Below are 17,380 nucleotides of genomic sequence, written 5' to 3'. Positions count from 1 at the left end.
TTTATTTAGATAGAATTTCAATATTAGCTGTAAGTTGCAATAAAGGTTATAAAGCAGTTATTTATAATTTTACAATGTTGGTTTTAATTTGATATTATTATATAAATAGGGTTTGTTATAAGTTTTATTACAGAAGAATATATAGTTGAATTTAACCTAGGAGGAGTTATAATGAGGCTAGTACCAATACAGTACGTTAAAGCGGGGAGTTTTTTAGCAAAAACCATTTATGATGATAAGGGAACTATTTTGCTTAGAGAAGGTGTACAGCTTACCGAAAGTTACATTAGAAGAGTAAAGCTTCTCGGAATGTTTGCAATGTACATAAATGATGAGTATAGTGAAAAGGGCGTAGAGGATATAATAAAACCGGAACTTAGGCAGAAGGCTGTTAAAACCATAAAGGAAACCTTTTATAGCTTTGAAAAATTTAATTTGAATGTTGGAAAAAGCAGTGCACAGGATAAAAAACTTATATTAGAAAAACAAAATTATTTTAAGTCTATAAGAGAAATTGGAGTGGAAATTACTGAGGAACTCCTTGACAGAAAGAGTGTGCTAATTAATATAGTAGATATAAAAAGTATAGACAGTTATACCTATCAGCACAGTGTCAATGTGGCAGTATTATCCCTAGTAATGGGTATTCAGCTGCAGTTAGATAGGAAAAAATTATATGAGTTATGTTTAGGTGCATTGATCCATGATATTGGTAAAGCACTTATACCAGAAGACATATTGAAGAAAAATGGTAAGCTTACAGAGGAAGAAAGTAAAATTGTAAAAGAACATACAGTAAAGGGCTATGAGTTTTTAAAAGGTAGTGTAGATGTACCAGCCACTTCTAGAATTATAGCTCTTCAGCATCATGAGAGAGAAGATGGCAAAGGATATCCAGAGGGAAGAAAGAGCAATGAAATAAATGACTTAGCTAAGATAGTAGCAGTGGCAGATGTCTATGATGCCCTTACATCAGAACGTCCTTATAGAGAAGCAATGAGTCCAAATGACGCTGTAGAATACATAATGGCAAACGGACAAATACAATTTAACTATGATTTAGTTAAGGCTTTCAGTAAATCCATAGTTCCTTATCCAGAGGGAACTGTAGTAAGGCTAAGCAATGGAGAAGTAGCTGTAGTAGAAGAGGTATATCCTAATTATACCTTAAGACCTAAGGTTAAGATTATTGGCATTAAAAATGAAGAGGTTTACAGAGATCTTAGAAACGAACTAGAAATAGTCATAGTTGGACCTCAATACATAATTGAGCAGGAGTAAAATAAAAAATCTATCTATCTATTATAATATGTGCTTATCTTGGCGAAAATATATATTAGCTATTAGCTAATATATATTTAGGTGGTGCTTGTATTGAAAGGAAAAGTAATTGACATTAACAATATACTAAATTCATATGAGAAAAAAGGAGAAGGAGATACAGGACATTTTGAAAAAGATGAGTTAAAGGCTATGATAGATGAGTTAGCAAAAAGTATACTGAATTATGGTGCAGAACAGATACTAAAAAAATGGATACCTGTTAAAAAGAGTTTCTCCCTTGAATATCACCTAAATAAGCTTGGAAAAAGTGAATTAACTACTATTGCTGTGAATTTTTGTATAGATAAAGCATCTACTCTAAGGAAAGAAGAATTAAAAAATAAGATATTGGAACTTTATGAAGATAGAGTAAATATGTTTCTAGAAAATATGGATAGAGAGAGATTTGTATATCTATTAGACTTGGTAAATAAGAATGGTTATGGAGAGAACATAGAAAATGAGAATATAGGCCATATCTTTTATTTTAGGGAAAGAGCGCTTTTATTTACAGGAAAAATTAAAAATGAAAATGTTATTATTATGCCTGAGGAGTTGCAAAAAATAATTAAGGATAAAAATAATCTAGAGTTAGTTAATAAATTTGAAAAAAATGAAGAGTTAATAAAGTTATTCTGGGGCATGTGTTATTATTACGGAATTATTGATTTAAAACATTTTAAAGAACTAGTGGTAAAGTATGTAGATTTTGATACTTCAAAGATGAATATGAAAATTATATTAAGGGATGGCGCAGAATACTATGGTGGATTTAACTTCAATGGATACACAGGTAGGGATATCATGGTAGAGGACAGTCAGTATCTGCTAATTGAGCAGATAAGGAGATTTGATTTAGATTTTTATCCTCTTAAAAAGGAAGAATTATTAAATGCAGCAAGAGAGGATTATATAGAGGAAACGGAAGCATATAAAAGGCTCCACAGCTTTTTGACTAGCAATTATAATATTAATAGTAATCAAGCAAAGGACTTAATTTTTTATTTGCAATGTAGTTTTAAAAATGAAAAGGACCTTGACGAAATAGTTGATGGATTCATGGATAACTTTGATATTTCTGACGTTAAAGAGGCTAGTATACTTATTCATGAAATATACAGATTTGCAAATAATACAAGGCAGAGTATTTTGAAAGGATACACTCCAGAGGAGCTTAATACCACTTTGCCAAAAGAAAAGTTATCATTAAAAGGAGTTAGACCTTGCATCAGCGAAGAATAATTTAAGTTTTTAATCTCATTATTTACACTTACCTTTAGGTAACCTAACTTACAAAAAAGTGCGTACTTGATACTGCTTCACGGTTAAAATATACTTATATTAGTCCTTAATTAGGATTAATATAAGTGTAGAATTATTGGAGGAGTAGAAATGAAAGTTGTTGCTTTTAATGGTAGCCCTAAAAAAGAGGGAAATACTTATCATGCTATAAAATTAGTGGCTGAGGAACTAGAAAAAGAAGGAATAGAGGTTGAAATTGTTCATGTAGGTAACCAAGTTATAAGAGGCTGTATGGCTTGTAATGGCTGTGCTAGGAACCAAGATGAAAAGTGTGTTATCCAGGGAGACCCTGTAAATGAATGGGTTCAAAAAATGAAGGAAGCAGATGGGATAATACTTGGTTCTCCTGTGCATTATTCAGCAATAGGAGGAACAATGAAGTCATTCCTAGATAGAGCTTTTTATGTAGGAAGTTCAAATAAGGGCTTATTTAGACATAAAGTAGGTGCTGCCGTAGCAGCTGTAAGACGTTCAGGTGGAGTTCCTACATTCGAACAGTTAAATAACTACATTAATTATTCTGAAATGCTTATGCCAACATCAAACTACTGGAACGTTATTCATGGGGGAGCACCAGGAGAGGTTCTTCAAGATGCAGAAGGGGTACAAATAATGAGAACTTTAGGCAAGAATATGGCTTGGCTCCTTAAACTAAGAGAAAGTGGAAAAGACAAAGTAGAAGCACCAGTAGGAGAAAGAAAAGTATTTACAAACTTTATCCGTTAAGCTATATAAATAGAATTAACACACAGGACTCCCTCTTCTTCAAGAGGGAGTCCTGTGTGTTAATGGGGATTTGCAATAATCAAACAAATGCATTATAATATTCTATGTTTATACAAAAATAATTTATAAAACACAGGAGTAAAATAAAAATGAGAGCAAGTTATAAAAATCCAAAAGAATTAGCAAGTAAGTTGAGAGATTTAGTTGATACCTATCTTGAAGGTTTAATGGACTATGAAAAGCTAGAAAAGTCAGTTATAGCTATAATAAATGCTAATGGAGACATGGTTTATAAGAATGGATTTATGCCCACAAAGCTAGCGGCTGCACTAGGAGTTGAAAGAGTAGCTATTATAGATAAAATAGCAGAAACAATAGAATAATTTAAGAGGAATTAACTCTTTTGAAAAAAGTAAAAGCATGAAATCATTTTGATCTCATGCTTTAGTATTTAGTACTGATATAAAAGTAATTTACAACGGTAAATATAAATAAGCTTACAAAACTATAAAGGTTAAACTTACTTAAATAAATTCTACTCTTCCCTTCATTTTCATTGGCATAAATTTTATAGGAAATAACACTAGCTAGTGAAGCAACTAATGTACCCATGCCTCCGATGTTAACTCCTAAAAGCATTTCTCTCCAGTTATCAGTAAAGCCTGATAATAGTATAGAGCAAGGTACATTGCTTACTACCTGACTCAATAGTATAGAGGAAAAATAAACTCTTCCTGATTCTTGTAAAAAGCTTTTCATGTGATATTGTATAAATTCTACATTTGAAATGTTTCCGATAAAGATGAAAAAACATACAAAGGTGGCTAATAAAAAATAATCAACGGACTTTAAAAGGTGCCTGTCCATAAATAATATAATCAGCATTATGACTAAAAAAGTATACTTATAATTTACAAGTCCAAAGACTGAAAATACTATAAAAATAAATAGAAATATATATACTTTAACTTTTTTTCTATTCTTTACTGTAACAGTATGTAATGAAAGTTGAAGCTCTTCATTAGAAACTCTTTTATTTAAAAAATAAAGCCAAAGGATACCTAGTAATACAAAAGGAATAGTTACAGAAAAAAATTGAATTCCACTTAAGTTATAATGAGTAAACAAAAATAAGTTTTGCGGATTTCCCATTGGCGTTAAGCTGCTGCCAATATTAGCAGCTAAAGTCTGTAGTATAATTGTTTTCATAGAATCTATTTTTACCTTTTTGAAGGTAAGAATAGCCAGAGGCACAAAGGTAATAAGGGCAACATCGTTAGTCACTAACATAGAAGAGAAAAATGTTATTACTATAAATACTAGAGAAATTCTTCTAGTATCCTTACACTTCTTAAGTATTTCCAAAGCAAGCTTATCCATAACTTTTAATTCTTCAAAGGCAGCAACTATAATCATCAGGTTAAAAAGCAATACCAGAACCTTAAGATCTACGTAAGATATCTTAGGCTGAAGGAAAAGGGAGGATAGAACTGCTAGTACAAGAGATATAAAAAATACCTTTTCTTTTTTAAACCTTTCTACAAACAATTGTAGGCGGTTAGATTGATTAGTAAAAGTCTCCATGATAAGTATCATCTCCATTATTCTAAATGTATAAATGTAAAATGTCCTTAACCATTATACAAAAAGAAGAAAGCATTTACAATTAATAAAGCTTTGGTTGTCATTAGAATATAAATAGATTTACTGATTTTCATTCAAGTTTACTAAGTATATACCTACTAAGATATGCTGACATATATATGCTATGGAACTTAAAAGGGTTTATTGTTATACTATATATTATTAAGACAATTAGTGTTAGCACCTGTATACAAGGAATAAAGTTTAAGGAGTTTTATAATGATCAATAAATCCCCAAAGATAAAATTATTTACTTTACTTTTAATTACCTTAATAACACTTATATGCATAATAGGCAGTAGTTTAAATGTTAATCAGGGAAAAAAGACAAATCCTATAGCTGTAAATGGAGTAATAGATCTGAGAAATTGGGATTTTAATAAGGATGGAATTATTAAGTTGGATGGGCAGTGGGAATTCTATCATAACCAGTTGTTAACCCCTGAAGATTTTTATAACCAGAATCTAAAGAAAAGCTTTAAAGATATTCCAGGGACTATTGGAGAACAAAGTTATGGAACTTATAGGCTGAAAATTCTTGTTAACAGAGATGATTACCTATACTCTGTTAAAATTAACTATCTTCAAAACGCATTTAAACTTTGGGCAAATGATAAGTATGTAGTATCTGTAGGGAAAGTAGGTAGGGACAAGAAAGAAATGCAACCTCAAATACTGCCTAAGGTTGGATCCTTCTATGCTAAGGATGGAGAGGTAGATTTAATACTTGAAGTAAGTAACTTCTATTCAAAGTACGGCTTCATTGATACCCTATTGATTGGAGAAGCTTCAAAGATTGATAGCTATAGGGAAAAAAAGCAGGCCTTTGACTTGTTTCTTTTTGGAAGCTGTATTATAGCTGCACTTTATAATTTGGCGGTATTTTCCAAGAGAAAGAAGGACAAGGCTTCTTTGTATTTTGCTATAGTTTGCCTCATAGTTGCCCTTAGAACAATATTCACAGGAGAGAGGTTTTTTATTTCTTTATTTCCTAATTTTGATTACATATTTTCTGTAAAAATAATGGTTTGGACTTTTTATCTATATATTCCTTTTATTGTGTTGTTTGTTAACAAAAATTATGGTGAAATACTTTCTAGGAAGGCTGTAAAACTTTCAAACTTTCTGGCTGTTATATATGGAATTTTAGTGCTTGTAAGTCCAACCCAATATTATATTCAGTTTATAGTTCTTTTTGAAATCCATGCTTTATTAATGATGCTTTATATGATGTGGAAGATATCTAAGGTGTACATTGAGCAGAAAACAAGTGATTATATTGCTGTAGTAGGGCTTTTTGCCTTATTTATAACAAGAATAAATGATATTTTATATGAATATAGCATAATTATGACTAATTCTCTTGCACCTTTAGGGGTATTCATATTTATAGTAGCTAATTATTATGTGTTAGCTGAAAGACAAGCTAAGGCTCTTTCTAACTCGGAGGAAGTAAGTGAGAGACTGAAATCTTTGAATAATTTAAAGGATGACTTTTTGGCCATAACCTCTCATGAACTAAAAACACCGCTGAATGGTATAATAGGGTTAACGGAGAACCTTAGTAATAAAGGCTCTAATAGTATGAGTGATGATGACAGATATAACCTGTTTTTGATTAATGCCAGTGCCAGAAGATTATCTAACCTAGTTGACGATGTCATAATGTTTTCAAAGCTAAAAAATAATGAAATAAAATTAATTAGAAAACCAGTTAAGATTGATAAAATTTTAGAGATGGTAATAAAGTTTTGTGAGCCTACTATAAGTAACAAAGCTATAGAGTTAGTTAACTTAGTAGATGAAGAAGTTCCCTGCGTAAAGGGGGATGAAAACAGAATACAGCAAATTTTCTATAACTTACTAGGTAATGCAATTAAATTTACTCAGGAAGGAAAAATTCTTATTTCCTATTTGGTAAAAGAAAATTTTGTGGAAATTTCTATAAAAGATACTGGAATTGGAATATCTGATGAAAAAATTAATACAATTTTCAATATTTATGAACAGGGCGAGGATATTTCAGAAAAGTATGGAGGTACTGGACTGGGCCTTTATATAACAAAAAATCTAATTGGGCTTCATGGTGGAGAAATAAGTGTCAGCTCTGTTGTAGGTAAAGGTAGTAAGTTTACATTCACATTGCCTTTATGTTCCGAAAGGGAACTGTTAACTGATAAAAGTATTAACTGTATAGAAAAATCAACAGTTGATGATTTAAATGTTTGTATAAATAAAATTGATGAAAAAAATGAAGATGATTTAAGTGTTAAGAATAATAAAAACTATAAAATACTAATAGTAGATGACGAATATGTAAATTTAAAGGTGCTAGAAGAGTATCTCTCAGGCGTCAGTCAGCATATTTTAAGGGCCTCAACTGGAAAACAAGCTATAGAGATTATAGATCAAAATAAGGATTTAGATTTGGTTATTTTGGATATGATGATTCCTGATTTATTAGGGTATGATATTTGCAGCATAATAAGAGAAAAATACTCACTTTTTGAATTACCTGTGCTTATGATGACTGTAGATAACAGAACGGAAAACCTTGTACTGTCTCTTAAATGTGGGGCTAATGACTATTTAACAAAGCCTTTTAGTAAACAGGAGCTTTTGGCAAGAGTAAATACTTTACTCACATTGAAGTACTCTGTAAAAGAAGCATTAACCTTGGTACAGCAAGTAGAAGTAGCAAATGAAAAAATTGATACTTTAAATCTTAGGAATAGTGAAAATACTAAGAGAGTAGAGGAATTAATGGAGTATAATAAGCTAAAAACAGAGTTTTTTACTAATATTTCTCACGAACTTAAAACTCCACTTAATGTTATAAGTACTACTGTGCAATTATTAAGATCTTTAGATGGATCAAAGCAGCTAGGCGATGAGAGAATTAAGTACTATTTCAATATAATAAATCAAAATTCATTAAGGCTTCTTAGGTTGATTAACAATTTAATAGATACAACCAAAATAGATGGCAATTATTTAAGTCTTCATTTGACTAAAGGAGATATAATATATGTAATTGAGGAACTTGTCCAATCTGTTGCAGATTTCGTAAATTCTCAGGGAATAAGTATAGTTTTTGATACAGAAGTAGAAGAAAAATTTATATTGTTTGATGAAGAAAAAATTGAAAGAATTATACTAAATCTTTTATCTAATGCAGTAAAATTTACCGATATTAACGGAAGTATATTTATCAATATTTATGATAAAGGAGAATTCGTAGAAATTTCTATAAGAGACACCGGTATTGGCATACCTGAAAATAAGCTGGAATTTATATTTGAAAGGTTTGCACAAGTTGATAGGTCTACAACTAGAAAAAAAGAAGGAAGCGGAATAGGTCTTGCTCTAGTAAAATCTCTGGTAGAAATGCATGAGGGCACTATTTGTGCCAAAAGTGAGTTAGGTAAGGGAAGCGAGTTTATAATTACATTACCAGTAAAAAGTTCAAATGAGGAAGAGGTAGAGGGTAGTGCTTTAAGCAAAGAATTTGCTAAATCAAAATACGAAGAAAAGATGCAGATTGAGTTTTCAGATATCTATTTTGATAAATAAAAGACTAAGAGGTAGGAATTTTTTCTATAGATTACTGCCTCTTAGTTTTTTATATAAGAGATTATTATGGTTTTAAGAAACAAAGTCTTCTTTTTATTTCGGATATAAAAAATTAGAACAGGAGAAAATAAAAAGAAGGAGGTTGATAAATAATGGGAAATAAAATAGTTGAGTTACCACAGCAAAATAATGTACTTGCTTATGATAGTAGGCAGATTGAATTAATTAGAAACACAGTAGCTAAGGGAGCAACAGAAGATGAATTAAGCATTTTTTTATATCTTAGCAAACAGTATAATTTAGATCCATTTAAGCGAGAAATATGGTTTACTAAATACGGCAACCAAACTAATATAATGACCTCCAGAGATGGTTATTTAAAATTTGCTCAAACCAGTGTTGAATTTGAAGGTCTAATATCCTTCGTGGTGCAGGAAGGCGATGTATTTGAAATAGATGCAGCTGAATATAAAATTACCCACAGATTTGGTACAAAAAGAGGTAGAATTATAGGTGCTTGGGCAAGATGTGATAGGAAAGGGAAAAAACCCTTTATAAGCTATGTAGACTTTGGTGAATACAATCAGAATAATATGATTTGGAAGAAATATCCTTCAGCTATGATACAAAAGGTTGCAGAGGTATTTGTGTTAAAAAGGGCTTTTGGAATTAATGGATTAGTAACAAGAGAAGAAATAGGTGATGAAATTCGAGATGAAATATTTACCAGAAAATATAAGGAAGAAATTCCTAAAGCCCATGGAATGAAAAGAGAGCAGAAGGCAGAAATATGGGAACTAGCCAAGAATAAAGGAATGGAGGTAGATGAATTAAAACAGTATACTATGAAGGAATTGGGAATTCCATTAAGTAACCTTAATGATGAGCAAGCGGATGCATTGATAGAAACACTTTCTAAAGGGAAAAAAGAACTTAATGAAAACATGGAAGATAAAAACTCAGAAGAAAATGAAGAAATTAAAGAACTTGCTCTATCTAAGAAGGAGTAGTTTTAATAGTCTAGACAAGAAATTCTGAAAGTAAATATGTTAAAATGTGGATAAGCTGTGGAAAATGTGGAAAACTTTGGAAATAACGTTTAAGAATAGAGAAAAAATGCTCTATTCTTAAATTTACACAAATTAAGAAGGTTGTTAATTTTACAATATTTTATCTTTTATAACCTTTAGTACACCATTATCTCTATTACTTTCAGCTATAAATCTAGAGTGCTTTTTTACTTCTTCTGGAGCATTTGCCATAGCATAGCTGTAATATGCTGATTTAAACATCTCAATATCATTAAAATAATCCCCGAAAACCATTGTTTCTTCTGGTTTTATATTAAATTTTTCCTGTAAAAGCTTGATAGCTGTGCCTTTATTTACATCTTTATTGATAACATCAAGCCATATTTTTCCTGACACTGTAATTTGAAGTGCATCTCCGTAGGAAGCTTTAAAAATTTTGTTTGAGTTTTCCAAAGCTCCTTTAAAATCACATAAGGTAACCTTTAATATATCATCATCTACATGATCTAAGGAGTCAACTATTTCATATTTTAAATAGTATCTCTCAACTTCCTCTATAAATTTCTTGTGATTTTTTTCAACATAAGCAGATTTTTTACCACATATTATTAATTCGCAATCTTCAATCTGTCTTCCTAAGTCTAAAAGAGATTTAACTACAGTCTTATCTATAACACTGGAGTAAAGTTCTTCTCCTCTGAAGATTACGTAGCTTCCATTTTCCGCTACATACAATATATCATCTTTGGCCTTAGAAAACTTATTTAGAAGATTATAATATTGTCTGCCACTAGCTGCAGTAAATAGTATATTTTTTTCCCTAAGTTCATTTAATACATGGAAGAACTCCTCATTTATTTTATCCTGCTCATTTAATAGTGTACCATCCATATCTGTTGCGATAAGTTTTATCATAAGTTTTGTCCTCCTCTTTAGTAATTTCAATATCACTATAATAACATACCAACTGTATAAGAGTATCAAGGAATTTAATATTCTAAAAGTTTAGGCTTTTATCTTGTACAATTATTTTCTCCAATAAACTATATTAATATCAATAGTAGTTATTAGTGGAGTAAAGCTTACGTAATAATATACTTAAAGTGTAATGAAAAATGTTTAAATAAGAACAAAACTATCTTATAATTTATATATAAGTAATTAAATGAATTTAATAGTTTTTTAATTTGTATGTAGAAATACTACAGTATTCAACTGTACTTGAAAAGGACGTGAATTAAATGGAATTTTTGAATATTAATCAAATGATTTTAATTGGATCAACAGGAAGAAATAGTGGGAAGACTACCCTTGCTGTGGAGCTGATTAAAAAGTGGAAAAGTCATTTTCCTGTCATTGCATTAAAGATTACAACAATACAAGACAGAAGTGGAAAATGCCAAAGGGGAGGAGAAGGCTGTGGTGTCTGTACTAACATAAAAGAAGATTTTAAATTAGTAGAAGAAGGTAATAAGGATAGCAGCAAAGACACCTCTTTATTACTAGCATCAGGAGCAGAAAAAGTGTACTGGCTTAGATGTTTAAAGGATCATATTCATGAGGGAATAGAATTTTTCATGAGACAAGTTCCTGATAATGCTCTAATAATATGTGAATCTAACACTCTTAGAACTGCTGTTGTTCCAGGAACTTTTATAATGCTTAAAAATACAGAAAATGATGCTATAAAAAAATCTGCAGGTGAAGTAATAAATAAGGCTGATATTATCATAGAAAATGATTTTCAAAATAGCATTAAGAATATAGTTGAAAAAATAGAAGTTAAAGAAGAAAAGTCACAGTTTCAGATGAAAATACATAGTTAACAAAAGAAAAGAGTTGAGAAAGGAAAGTCTATAAAATAAGATGTTGTTTATAGGTATAAATAAAATTGGCTTATAAACAACATCTTTGGATTTTAGATAAAAAGATTAATTTCTAAATAATAAAAATTATTGATATTTTTCTTGACAATAAATGAATGAACATTTAGTATATATATACTAGGGGTGAGTAAATGAGAAAAAAAGATGATGAAAAGCAGAAAAATATAAAAGAAGCAGTTATCAAACTGATATTAGAAGAAGGGTTTCATGGTACATCTATTTCAAAGATAGCAAAGAAAGCCGGAGTTTCTCCAGCAACAGTTTATGTTTATTACGAAAATAAAGAAATTATGTTACATAAAATCTATCAGGAATATTCTGAAGAAATATATAGTCATTTACTCAGTAAAATTTATGAGGGAATCAGTGGGAGAGAACTTATCGAAGTATTTATTAGAAGTTATTACAATTATATAGAGGAACATGAAGAAATATTTAGGTTTGTGGATCAGTTTTCTAGTTGTCCTGCTTTAGCCAATAGATGCAAAAAGGAGAAGGGCAGTGAGGCCTTAAAGCAGTCCTTAGAACAAATGAAAGAAAAAAAGATTATTAAGAATTTTCATAGTGATAACTTAACTGCTATAATTTTTTCACCAATAAAATCAATAGCTATTAATCCCTGTTTAGAGGAAGAAGAAAAAATAAAAATGCTTGAGGAAATGATTAGTATTATACAGTATACTCTTCTTCTATAATTATTTAAAAACTATTAACCATTAGATTAAGTTTCTTTCTCTTGGTAATATGATTATTTGTTGAAGCGAGACTGATTTTGTGTAAGATATAAGCACAGAATACTCTCGCTATTAGTTGAAATATAATTAAATGAGCATTCATTTAAACTATAAAAGGAGTGAAAACAGTATGATGAATATTGAAAAAAGTAAATTCGCAATGATAGTTCCTATTTCAGAAGCTATTTTATTACCTAACATGGAACATACTCTTAAACTTAACCACTTTAGTGAAAGAGAACTTCAGCATTTGCAGAATGAGGATATGATAAATATTGCTCTACCCTTAAAAGAAAATTTTAATAAAAAGGAATTAAAAGAAGAAAACTTTTATCCAATCGGTGTTTTGTTTAAAGTTAATAGTATAGAAAAATTAGAATCAAGCCACCAAATCAAAATTAAAGTATTAGAACGTACAGAAGTTAAGAATATCATAATTGAGAATGATTTTATTCAAGGGGAATATAACATAGCTTCAGACATTATGGACTTAACAGAAGAAAATATAGAAGAAATGATTGAAGGTATAAAGGAACTTACCTATGAGATGAGTGAGCACTTTAAGGGTTCAGATATATTCATAAAGTCCATTGAAGAGATAGATGATTTAAATAGACTAATGGGATATTTAGCTCAGTTTATGTCTCTTTCTAATGATAAAAAATATGAATTAATTAATATTCAATCTGTAAAGGAAAGAAGTTTGAAATTCATGGACTACCTTTTGAGACAAAGGGAAGCTCTTAAGTTTCAATTTGAGATAGCAGAAAAGCTTTCAGAAAAAGCTAATAAAAACTATAGAGAATCTGTGCTAAGAGAGCAACTAAAGGCTATTCAGAAAGAATTAAATGAGGATAAAGATTCTAGCAAGGAGCAAGACTATGTTAAGAAAATAGAAGATGCCCAAATGCCTAAAGAGGTTAGGGAGGTTGCTTTAGAAGAATTAAGTAAACTAGAGAGTCAAAGTCCTAATAGTTCTGACTATAACATCATACGTAACTATTTAGAGTTACTTGTGCAGCTTCCTTGGAAAGAAGGGGAAACAAAGGATATTGACTTGTCAGAATCAAGAGCTGTTCTTGAGGAACAACACTATGGATTAGAAAAAGTGAAGGAAAGGATATTACAGCATCTTGCAGTTATGAAGCTAAAAAAAGATAAGAAAGGTTCTATCTTGTTACTTGTTGGACCTCCAGGAACAGGAAAGACAAGCCTTGGAAAGAGCATTGCAGAAGCACTTGATAGAAAATATGTCCGTTTAAGTTTAGGTGGCCTTCGAGATGAAGCAGAAATTAGGGGCCATCGTAAAACTTATGTTGGAGCTATGCCAGGCAGAATAATTCAAGCTATTAAAAGAGCAGGAGTAAAAAATCCAGTTATGGTTTTAGATGAGATAGATAAACTGGTAAGTGGCTATAATGGTGATCCATCAAGTGCCCTGTTAGAAGTTCTAGATCCAGAACAAAATGACAGCTTTACAGATCATTACTTAAATGTTCCTTATGATTTGTCAGAGGTATTCTTTATCGCTACTGCTAATTCTCTTAACGGTATACCTGGTCCTCTCCTAGATAGAATGGAGATTATTCAAATATCCAGCTATACAACTAATGAAAAGTTCTATATAGGAAAAAATCACTTAATATCTTCAGTGCTTCAGGACCATGGCTTAACAGAAGAGCAACTACAGATAGAAGATGAAACATTAAAGAAAATAATCAGCAACTACACTTTAGAAGCAGGAGTTAGAGGATTGAAAAAGCAAATATCTGCTGTGGCAAGATATGCTTCAGAAAAAATTGTATCTCAAAAAGTAGAATTACCTTTCAGGGTTTCAGAAGGACAATTAGAGGAGATATTAGGAAGACAGGTTTCCAGACATGATAAAGCTCAAATAGATAATCCACCGGGAGTTGTAACTGGGCTTGCTTGGACACCAGTTGGGGGAGAAATACTATTTATTGAAGCTACAGACATGCCAGGAAGTGGACAAGTTATTTTAACTGGAAAGTTAGGAGAGGTAATGAAGGAATCTGCTAGAATTTCACTAAGTCTATTGAAATCAAGGCTGCCAGTTAACAGTTTTAACTTTAAGGAAAAGGATCTTCATATTCACGTGCCTTCCGGTGCTGTTCCGAAGGACGGCCCTTCTGCAGGAATTGCTTTATTCACTGCACTAGCTTCACTTGCTACAGGTATAAAAGTAGATTCAAAGCTTGCTATGACTGGAGAGCTAACTTTAAGAGGAGCTGTATTAGCTATTGGAGGCTTGAAGGAAAAATTATTAGCTGCTGAAAGAGCTGGAATAAAGAAAGCACTAATTCCAAAAGATAATGAATTGGATCTTAAAGACGTGCCTGAGGAAGTAAAAAAAGAATTACAAATTATACCGGTGGGAACTATTGAGGAGGTTATTAAAGAAACTTTAGGAATATCTTTGCCTAAATTAGAACAGTTAGTAATCCCAAAGACAGCTATTGAAGAGTCTTTTAATTCTACCCAGGTGTAAAATGTTAATATAGAAAGATTAAGTGACTCTATAATTTTGGTGTAAATTAAAGAATGATAAAAATTTCATGTAAATGAAAGAAAAGGTGGCAGGTGAAACTGTCACCTTAATTTCTAAAGTTTTGCTAGTTTCTTTCTATCAACAGCTTCTGGATTTTTTTCTAGCCACCCCTCTTTAATCATAATATCCATTCCATCCTTTGCATATCCACCTATGTCTGATGCAATTTTAGCATAAGTGGCATAGATATCAGATCTCATACTAACTGCCATGGAGATACCAAATATTGCAGTTTTGTATCCCATTATAGAAACTATATGAAACATTATAAGCTTATCAGAAAAAGGAGCTTCTTTAGAGTCAAGTACTTCAGCTTCCAAAGTCATAGGTATTGGTAAATCACTTTCACTAAGTAGAGGACTAAGTGCTTCTATATGACTTGTAGATAAGTCTAGCCCTTTAGAAAGAAAGTTTTTAACTTGTTCCGACTTAGTTACTTGATTAAAGCCGAGAGTTAAGGCTCTTGTTAGAGAAACTACTTTAATATCGTGAAATATATTTGTGATTTCTGAAGAATTTAATGGTCTTTTCTCTGGTAATAATCCAGTTAGAAAACTTTTCTTAGTTACAAACTCTATCTTATCTGGTGTAGGTATATGAGGATAGTGTACATATACACCTTTTTTAAGTTCTACATCATCAAGCATATTAGAAAGCTTTGATGTAGTATCTATGCAATAGGTGAAAAGCTCACGGATATCTTTCCTAGGACAAAATGTTAGAGACATACCGTAATTAATCAATCCAAGTTCTGTTAAGTATTTCATGTAACGGAGCATAAAAACATCAGAAAATAGTTTCTTAGCTTTTAAGTTAACATCTTCTTCTGAAAAACCCTCTGGAATAGGAAAGTTGTCTTTGCTTAAGATATCTTTAATAATAGACATATAGTTACCGGATAAATTCAATGCATATTTTACTACTCAAGAAACCTCAGGATCTTCAGCAGTTTCTAAAAAGTATGAAAGCACGCAGTTACTCATAGAATTGGCAATATAAGTAATCCATAGTTGTGAAATTTCTGAGGAGCTTATTCCAAGATTTTTTTCGTCATATTCTGAACTCATAGTTTTTCCCCCTAAAATAAAATTTTATTAATAAAATTATTATTTTCTTTTAAAGAAAAAGTATTTATGAAATTTTTGAAGCAAAAGAGAATTACTGTACGTCTAAATATATGAGATAGTCAAATTTAGGAGGTTTAAACATGAATAAGAAAAACATATCAATTTTAACATTGATTTTAACTATTGTTTCAGCTATAGCATCACCAGGCATGACAAAGGCTGAAGGAATTGGCACTATACCAACATCAAAGGTGATTTATGCTCCAATTACTTCAGAGCAGGGAATAACAACAAATCAATTAAAACCATATGTATTGAATGAGAAAGAAGTACAAACTGTATTTGGAAGTTTTTCAGATGAAATTGAAAAACTTAAGTTGCAGAGAGGATATTATGTTTTCGATAATGAAAAATACGGTATAAAGGATTCTAATATCTATGTAATGATTTCCCTAGGACAGAGAAACACAACGGGATACGGAATTAAGCTGATTTCCACTGAAGATATAGAGGGGATTTCTCAAATAACCATAGAAGAAACAAAACCGCAACCAGATATGATGGTAGGAGAGGCAGTGACATATCCTTTTATTATTTTAAAATTTGCACAGGGAACTCCAAATGTTAAGGTAATAACAGACAGTGGTAGAGAAATATCGCCACTAGTAAATTCTGCAGAGTTGACAGAAAAGGGATGGAATGAATTAAAATCTTGGGAAGATGTTTCTGAAAATAAAGAGTGGCTCATTACCTTTAAAAAAGATATTTCTAAAGAGGATGTTAACAGTGATACAGTTTATGTAAGAGACAGTAGTGGTAAAAAGATTCAAACAGAACTTGTTGCTGGAGAAGATAAAAGAACAGTTAGAGTAATTCCTATAGAAAAGTACTCAGCAGGAGAAAGCTATTGTCTTTTTATTTCCGATAAAATAAGCCCACAAAAAAATACAGCAAGTAAAGGAGCTATGTATCGTATGAATTTTACCATTAAAGGGGACGTAGCTGCAGAAGATCCAATAAGGCAACAAGCTAATGCTTATGTTGTGTCAGGGGAATTTAAGAATGTACCTCTTTTCGATGGGTCTACAGATAAACAGGTGGGAACGATATCAGAGGGTTTTTCTCTTAACTTGACAGATGTAAGGGGGGACAAAGTGTACTTTTCTGTTACAGTAGAAGATTCTTCTAAGTCAAAGGAAAGATCTTCAAAAGATTATTATATTCCAGTTAAATATTTAGAGAAAACTTATAAGGAACCTTTTATCACTCTTGAAATTATATCTGCAGATAAGATAAAAGTAAAAGAAAGTGCATCTATATATACTATAGACAAGGGTGTCAAGCAATGCATAATGAAAACATCTCAAAATATAGGACCTTTATATTATATACAAAAAACAGAAAATGGTTATCAATTTGTACTTGGAAATAATCTTGTCTATGTACAACCAGAAGATATTGAACTTATTAAAAATTAAGTGAGTTAAATAGTATATGAATATTTCTAAAATAAAAAAATCTTATT

13 protein-coding genes and 1 pseudogene are annotated in these 17,380 nt (G+C 30.9%); 10 read left to right on the top strand and 4 right to left on the bottom strand.

Annotation, left to right across the window (positions count from 1 at the left end; genetic code table 11):
* The first annotated feature begins 171 nt into the window (after window positions 1-171).
* The 4 genes from N4T77_RS11115 (at window position 172) to N4T77_RS11100 (ending at window position 3,734) form a co-directional block, all read left to right on the top strand.
* Window positions 172-1,281, top strand: a complete 1,110-nt coding sequence (locus N4T77_RS11115; RefSeq protein ID WP_261671861.1) for an HD-GYP domain-containing protein — start codon at window positions 172-174, stop codon at window positions 1,279-1,281.
* 93 nt (window positions 1,282-1,374) lie between these two features.
* Window positions 1,375-2,565, top strand: coding sequence for a hypothetical protein (locus N4T77_RS11110; protein ID WP_261671860.1), 1,191 nt, complete (start codon window positions 1,375-1,377; stop codon window positions 2,563-2,565).
* Between the two features lie 150 nt (window positions 2,566-2,715).
* On the top strand, window positions 2,716-3,351 hold the full coding sequence (locus tag N4T77_RS11105; RefSeq protein WP_261671859.1) for a flavodoxin family protein: 636 nt from the start codon (window positions 2,716-2,718) through the stop codon (window positions 3,349-3,351).
* A gap of 149 nt (window positions 3,352-3,500) precedes the next feature.
* Window positions 3,501-3,734, top strand: a complete 234-nt coding sequence (locus N4T77_RS11100; protein ID WP_261671858.1) for a TIGR04540 family protein — start codon at window positions 3,501-3,503, stop codon at window positions 3,732-3,734.
* Window positions 3,735-3,795: 61 nt separating this feature from the next.
* Here N4T77_RS11100 and N4T77_RS11095 read toward each other — a convergent pair whose 3' ends face one another.
* The gene (locus N4T77_RS11095; RefSeq protein ID WP_261671857.1) at window positions 3,796-4,935 is read right to left on the bottom strand and encodes an SLC13 family permease; all 1,140 of its coding nucleotides are present in this window, start codon (window positions 4,933-4,935) and stop codon (window positions 3,796-3,798) included.
* A gap of 279 nt (window positions 4,936-5,214) precedes the next feature.
* Between N4T77_RS11095 and N4T77_RS11090 the strand changes: the two genes are divergently transcribed.
* A complete protein-coding gene (locus N4T77_RS11090; RefSeq protein ID WP_261671856.1) occupies window positions 5,215-8,568 on the top strand; it encodes an ATP-binding protein in 3,354 nt (1,117 codons plus the stop codon).
* Between the two features lie 152 nt (window positions 8,569-8,720).
* Window positions 8,721-9,578, top strand: a complete 858-nt coding sequence (locus N4T77_RS11085; RefSeq protein ID WP_261671855.1) for a recombinase RecT — start codon at window positions 8,721-8,723, stop codon at window positions 9,576-9,578.
* 150 nt (window positions 9,579-9,728) lie between these two features.
* Here N4T77_RS11085 and N4T77_RS11080 read toward each other — a convergent pair whose 3' ends face one another.
* Window positions 9,729-10,514, bottom strand: coding sequence for a Cof-type HAD-IIB family hydrolase (locus tag N4T77_RS11080; protein WP_261671854.1), 786 nt, complete (start codon window positions 10,512-10,514; stop codon window positions 9,729-9,731).
* Between the two features lie 326 nt (window positions 10,515-10,840).
* On the opposite strand from N4T77_RS11080, the gene N4T77_RS11075 reads away from it, so the two are divergent.
* From N4T77_RS11075 to lon, 3 genes are all read left to right on the top strand, one after another.
* Window positions 10,841-11,425: a hypothetical protein gene (locus tag N4T77_RS11075; RefSeq protein ID WP_261671853.1), complete on the top strand. Its 585-nt coding sequence runs from the start codon at window positions 10,841-10,843 to the stop codon at window positions 11,423-11,425.
* 191 nt (window positions 11,426-11,616) lie between these two features.
* Entirely contained in the window at window positions 11,617-12,180 is a 564-nt protein-coding gene (locus tag N4T77_RS11070) for a TetR/AcrR family transcriptional regulator (RefSeq protein ID WP_261671852.1), read from the top strand.
* 169 nt (window positions 12,181-12,349) lie between these two features.
* A complete protein-coding gene (gene lon, locus N4T77_RS11065; protein WP_261671851.1) occupies window positions 12,350-14,728 on the top strand; it encodes an endopeptidase La in 2,379 nt (792 codons plus the stop codon).
* A gap of 113 nt (window positions 14,729-14,841) precedes the next feature.
* Here lon and N4T77_RS11060 read toward each other — a convergent pair whose 3' ends face one another.
* Together N4T77_RS11060 and N4T77_RS11055 are read right to left on the bottom strand one after the other, a co-directional pair.
* Window positions 14,842-15,366, bottom strand: a complete 525-nt coding sequence (locus N4T77_RS11060; protein WP_261671868.1) for a DUF3231 family protein — start codon at window positions 15,364-15,366, stop codon at window positions 14,842-14,844.
* Between the two features lie 12 nt (window positions 15,367-15,378).
* Window positions 15,379-15,855: pseudogene (locus N4T77_RS11055) on the bottom strand (DUF3231 family protein); the annotation flags it as partial.
* A 140-nt stretch (window positions 15,856-15,995) separates the two neighbouring features.
* Here N4T77_RS11055 and N4T77_RS11050 point away from each other — a divergent pair.
* Window positions 15,996-17,333: a protease complex subunit PrcB family protein gene (locus N4T77_RS11050; protein WP_261671850.1), complete on the top strand. Its 1,338-nt coding sequence runs from the start codon at window positions 15,996-15,998 to the stop codon at window positions 17,331-17,333.
* The last annotated feature ends 47 nt before the right edge of the window (window positions 17,334-17,380 follow it).

This window comes from Clostridium sp. CX1 (assembly GCF_025398335.1).
In the GTDB taxonomy this organism is placed as follows: domain Bacteria; phylum Bacillota; class Clostridia; order Clostridiales; family Clostridiaceae; genus Clostridium_AM; species Clostridium_AM tanneri.
This window is presented reverse-complemented; position numbering and strand designations above follow the sequence as displayed.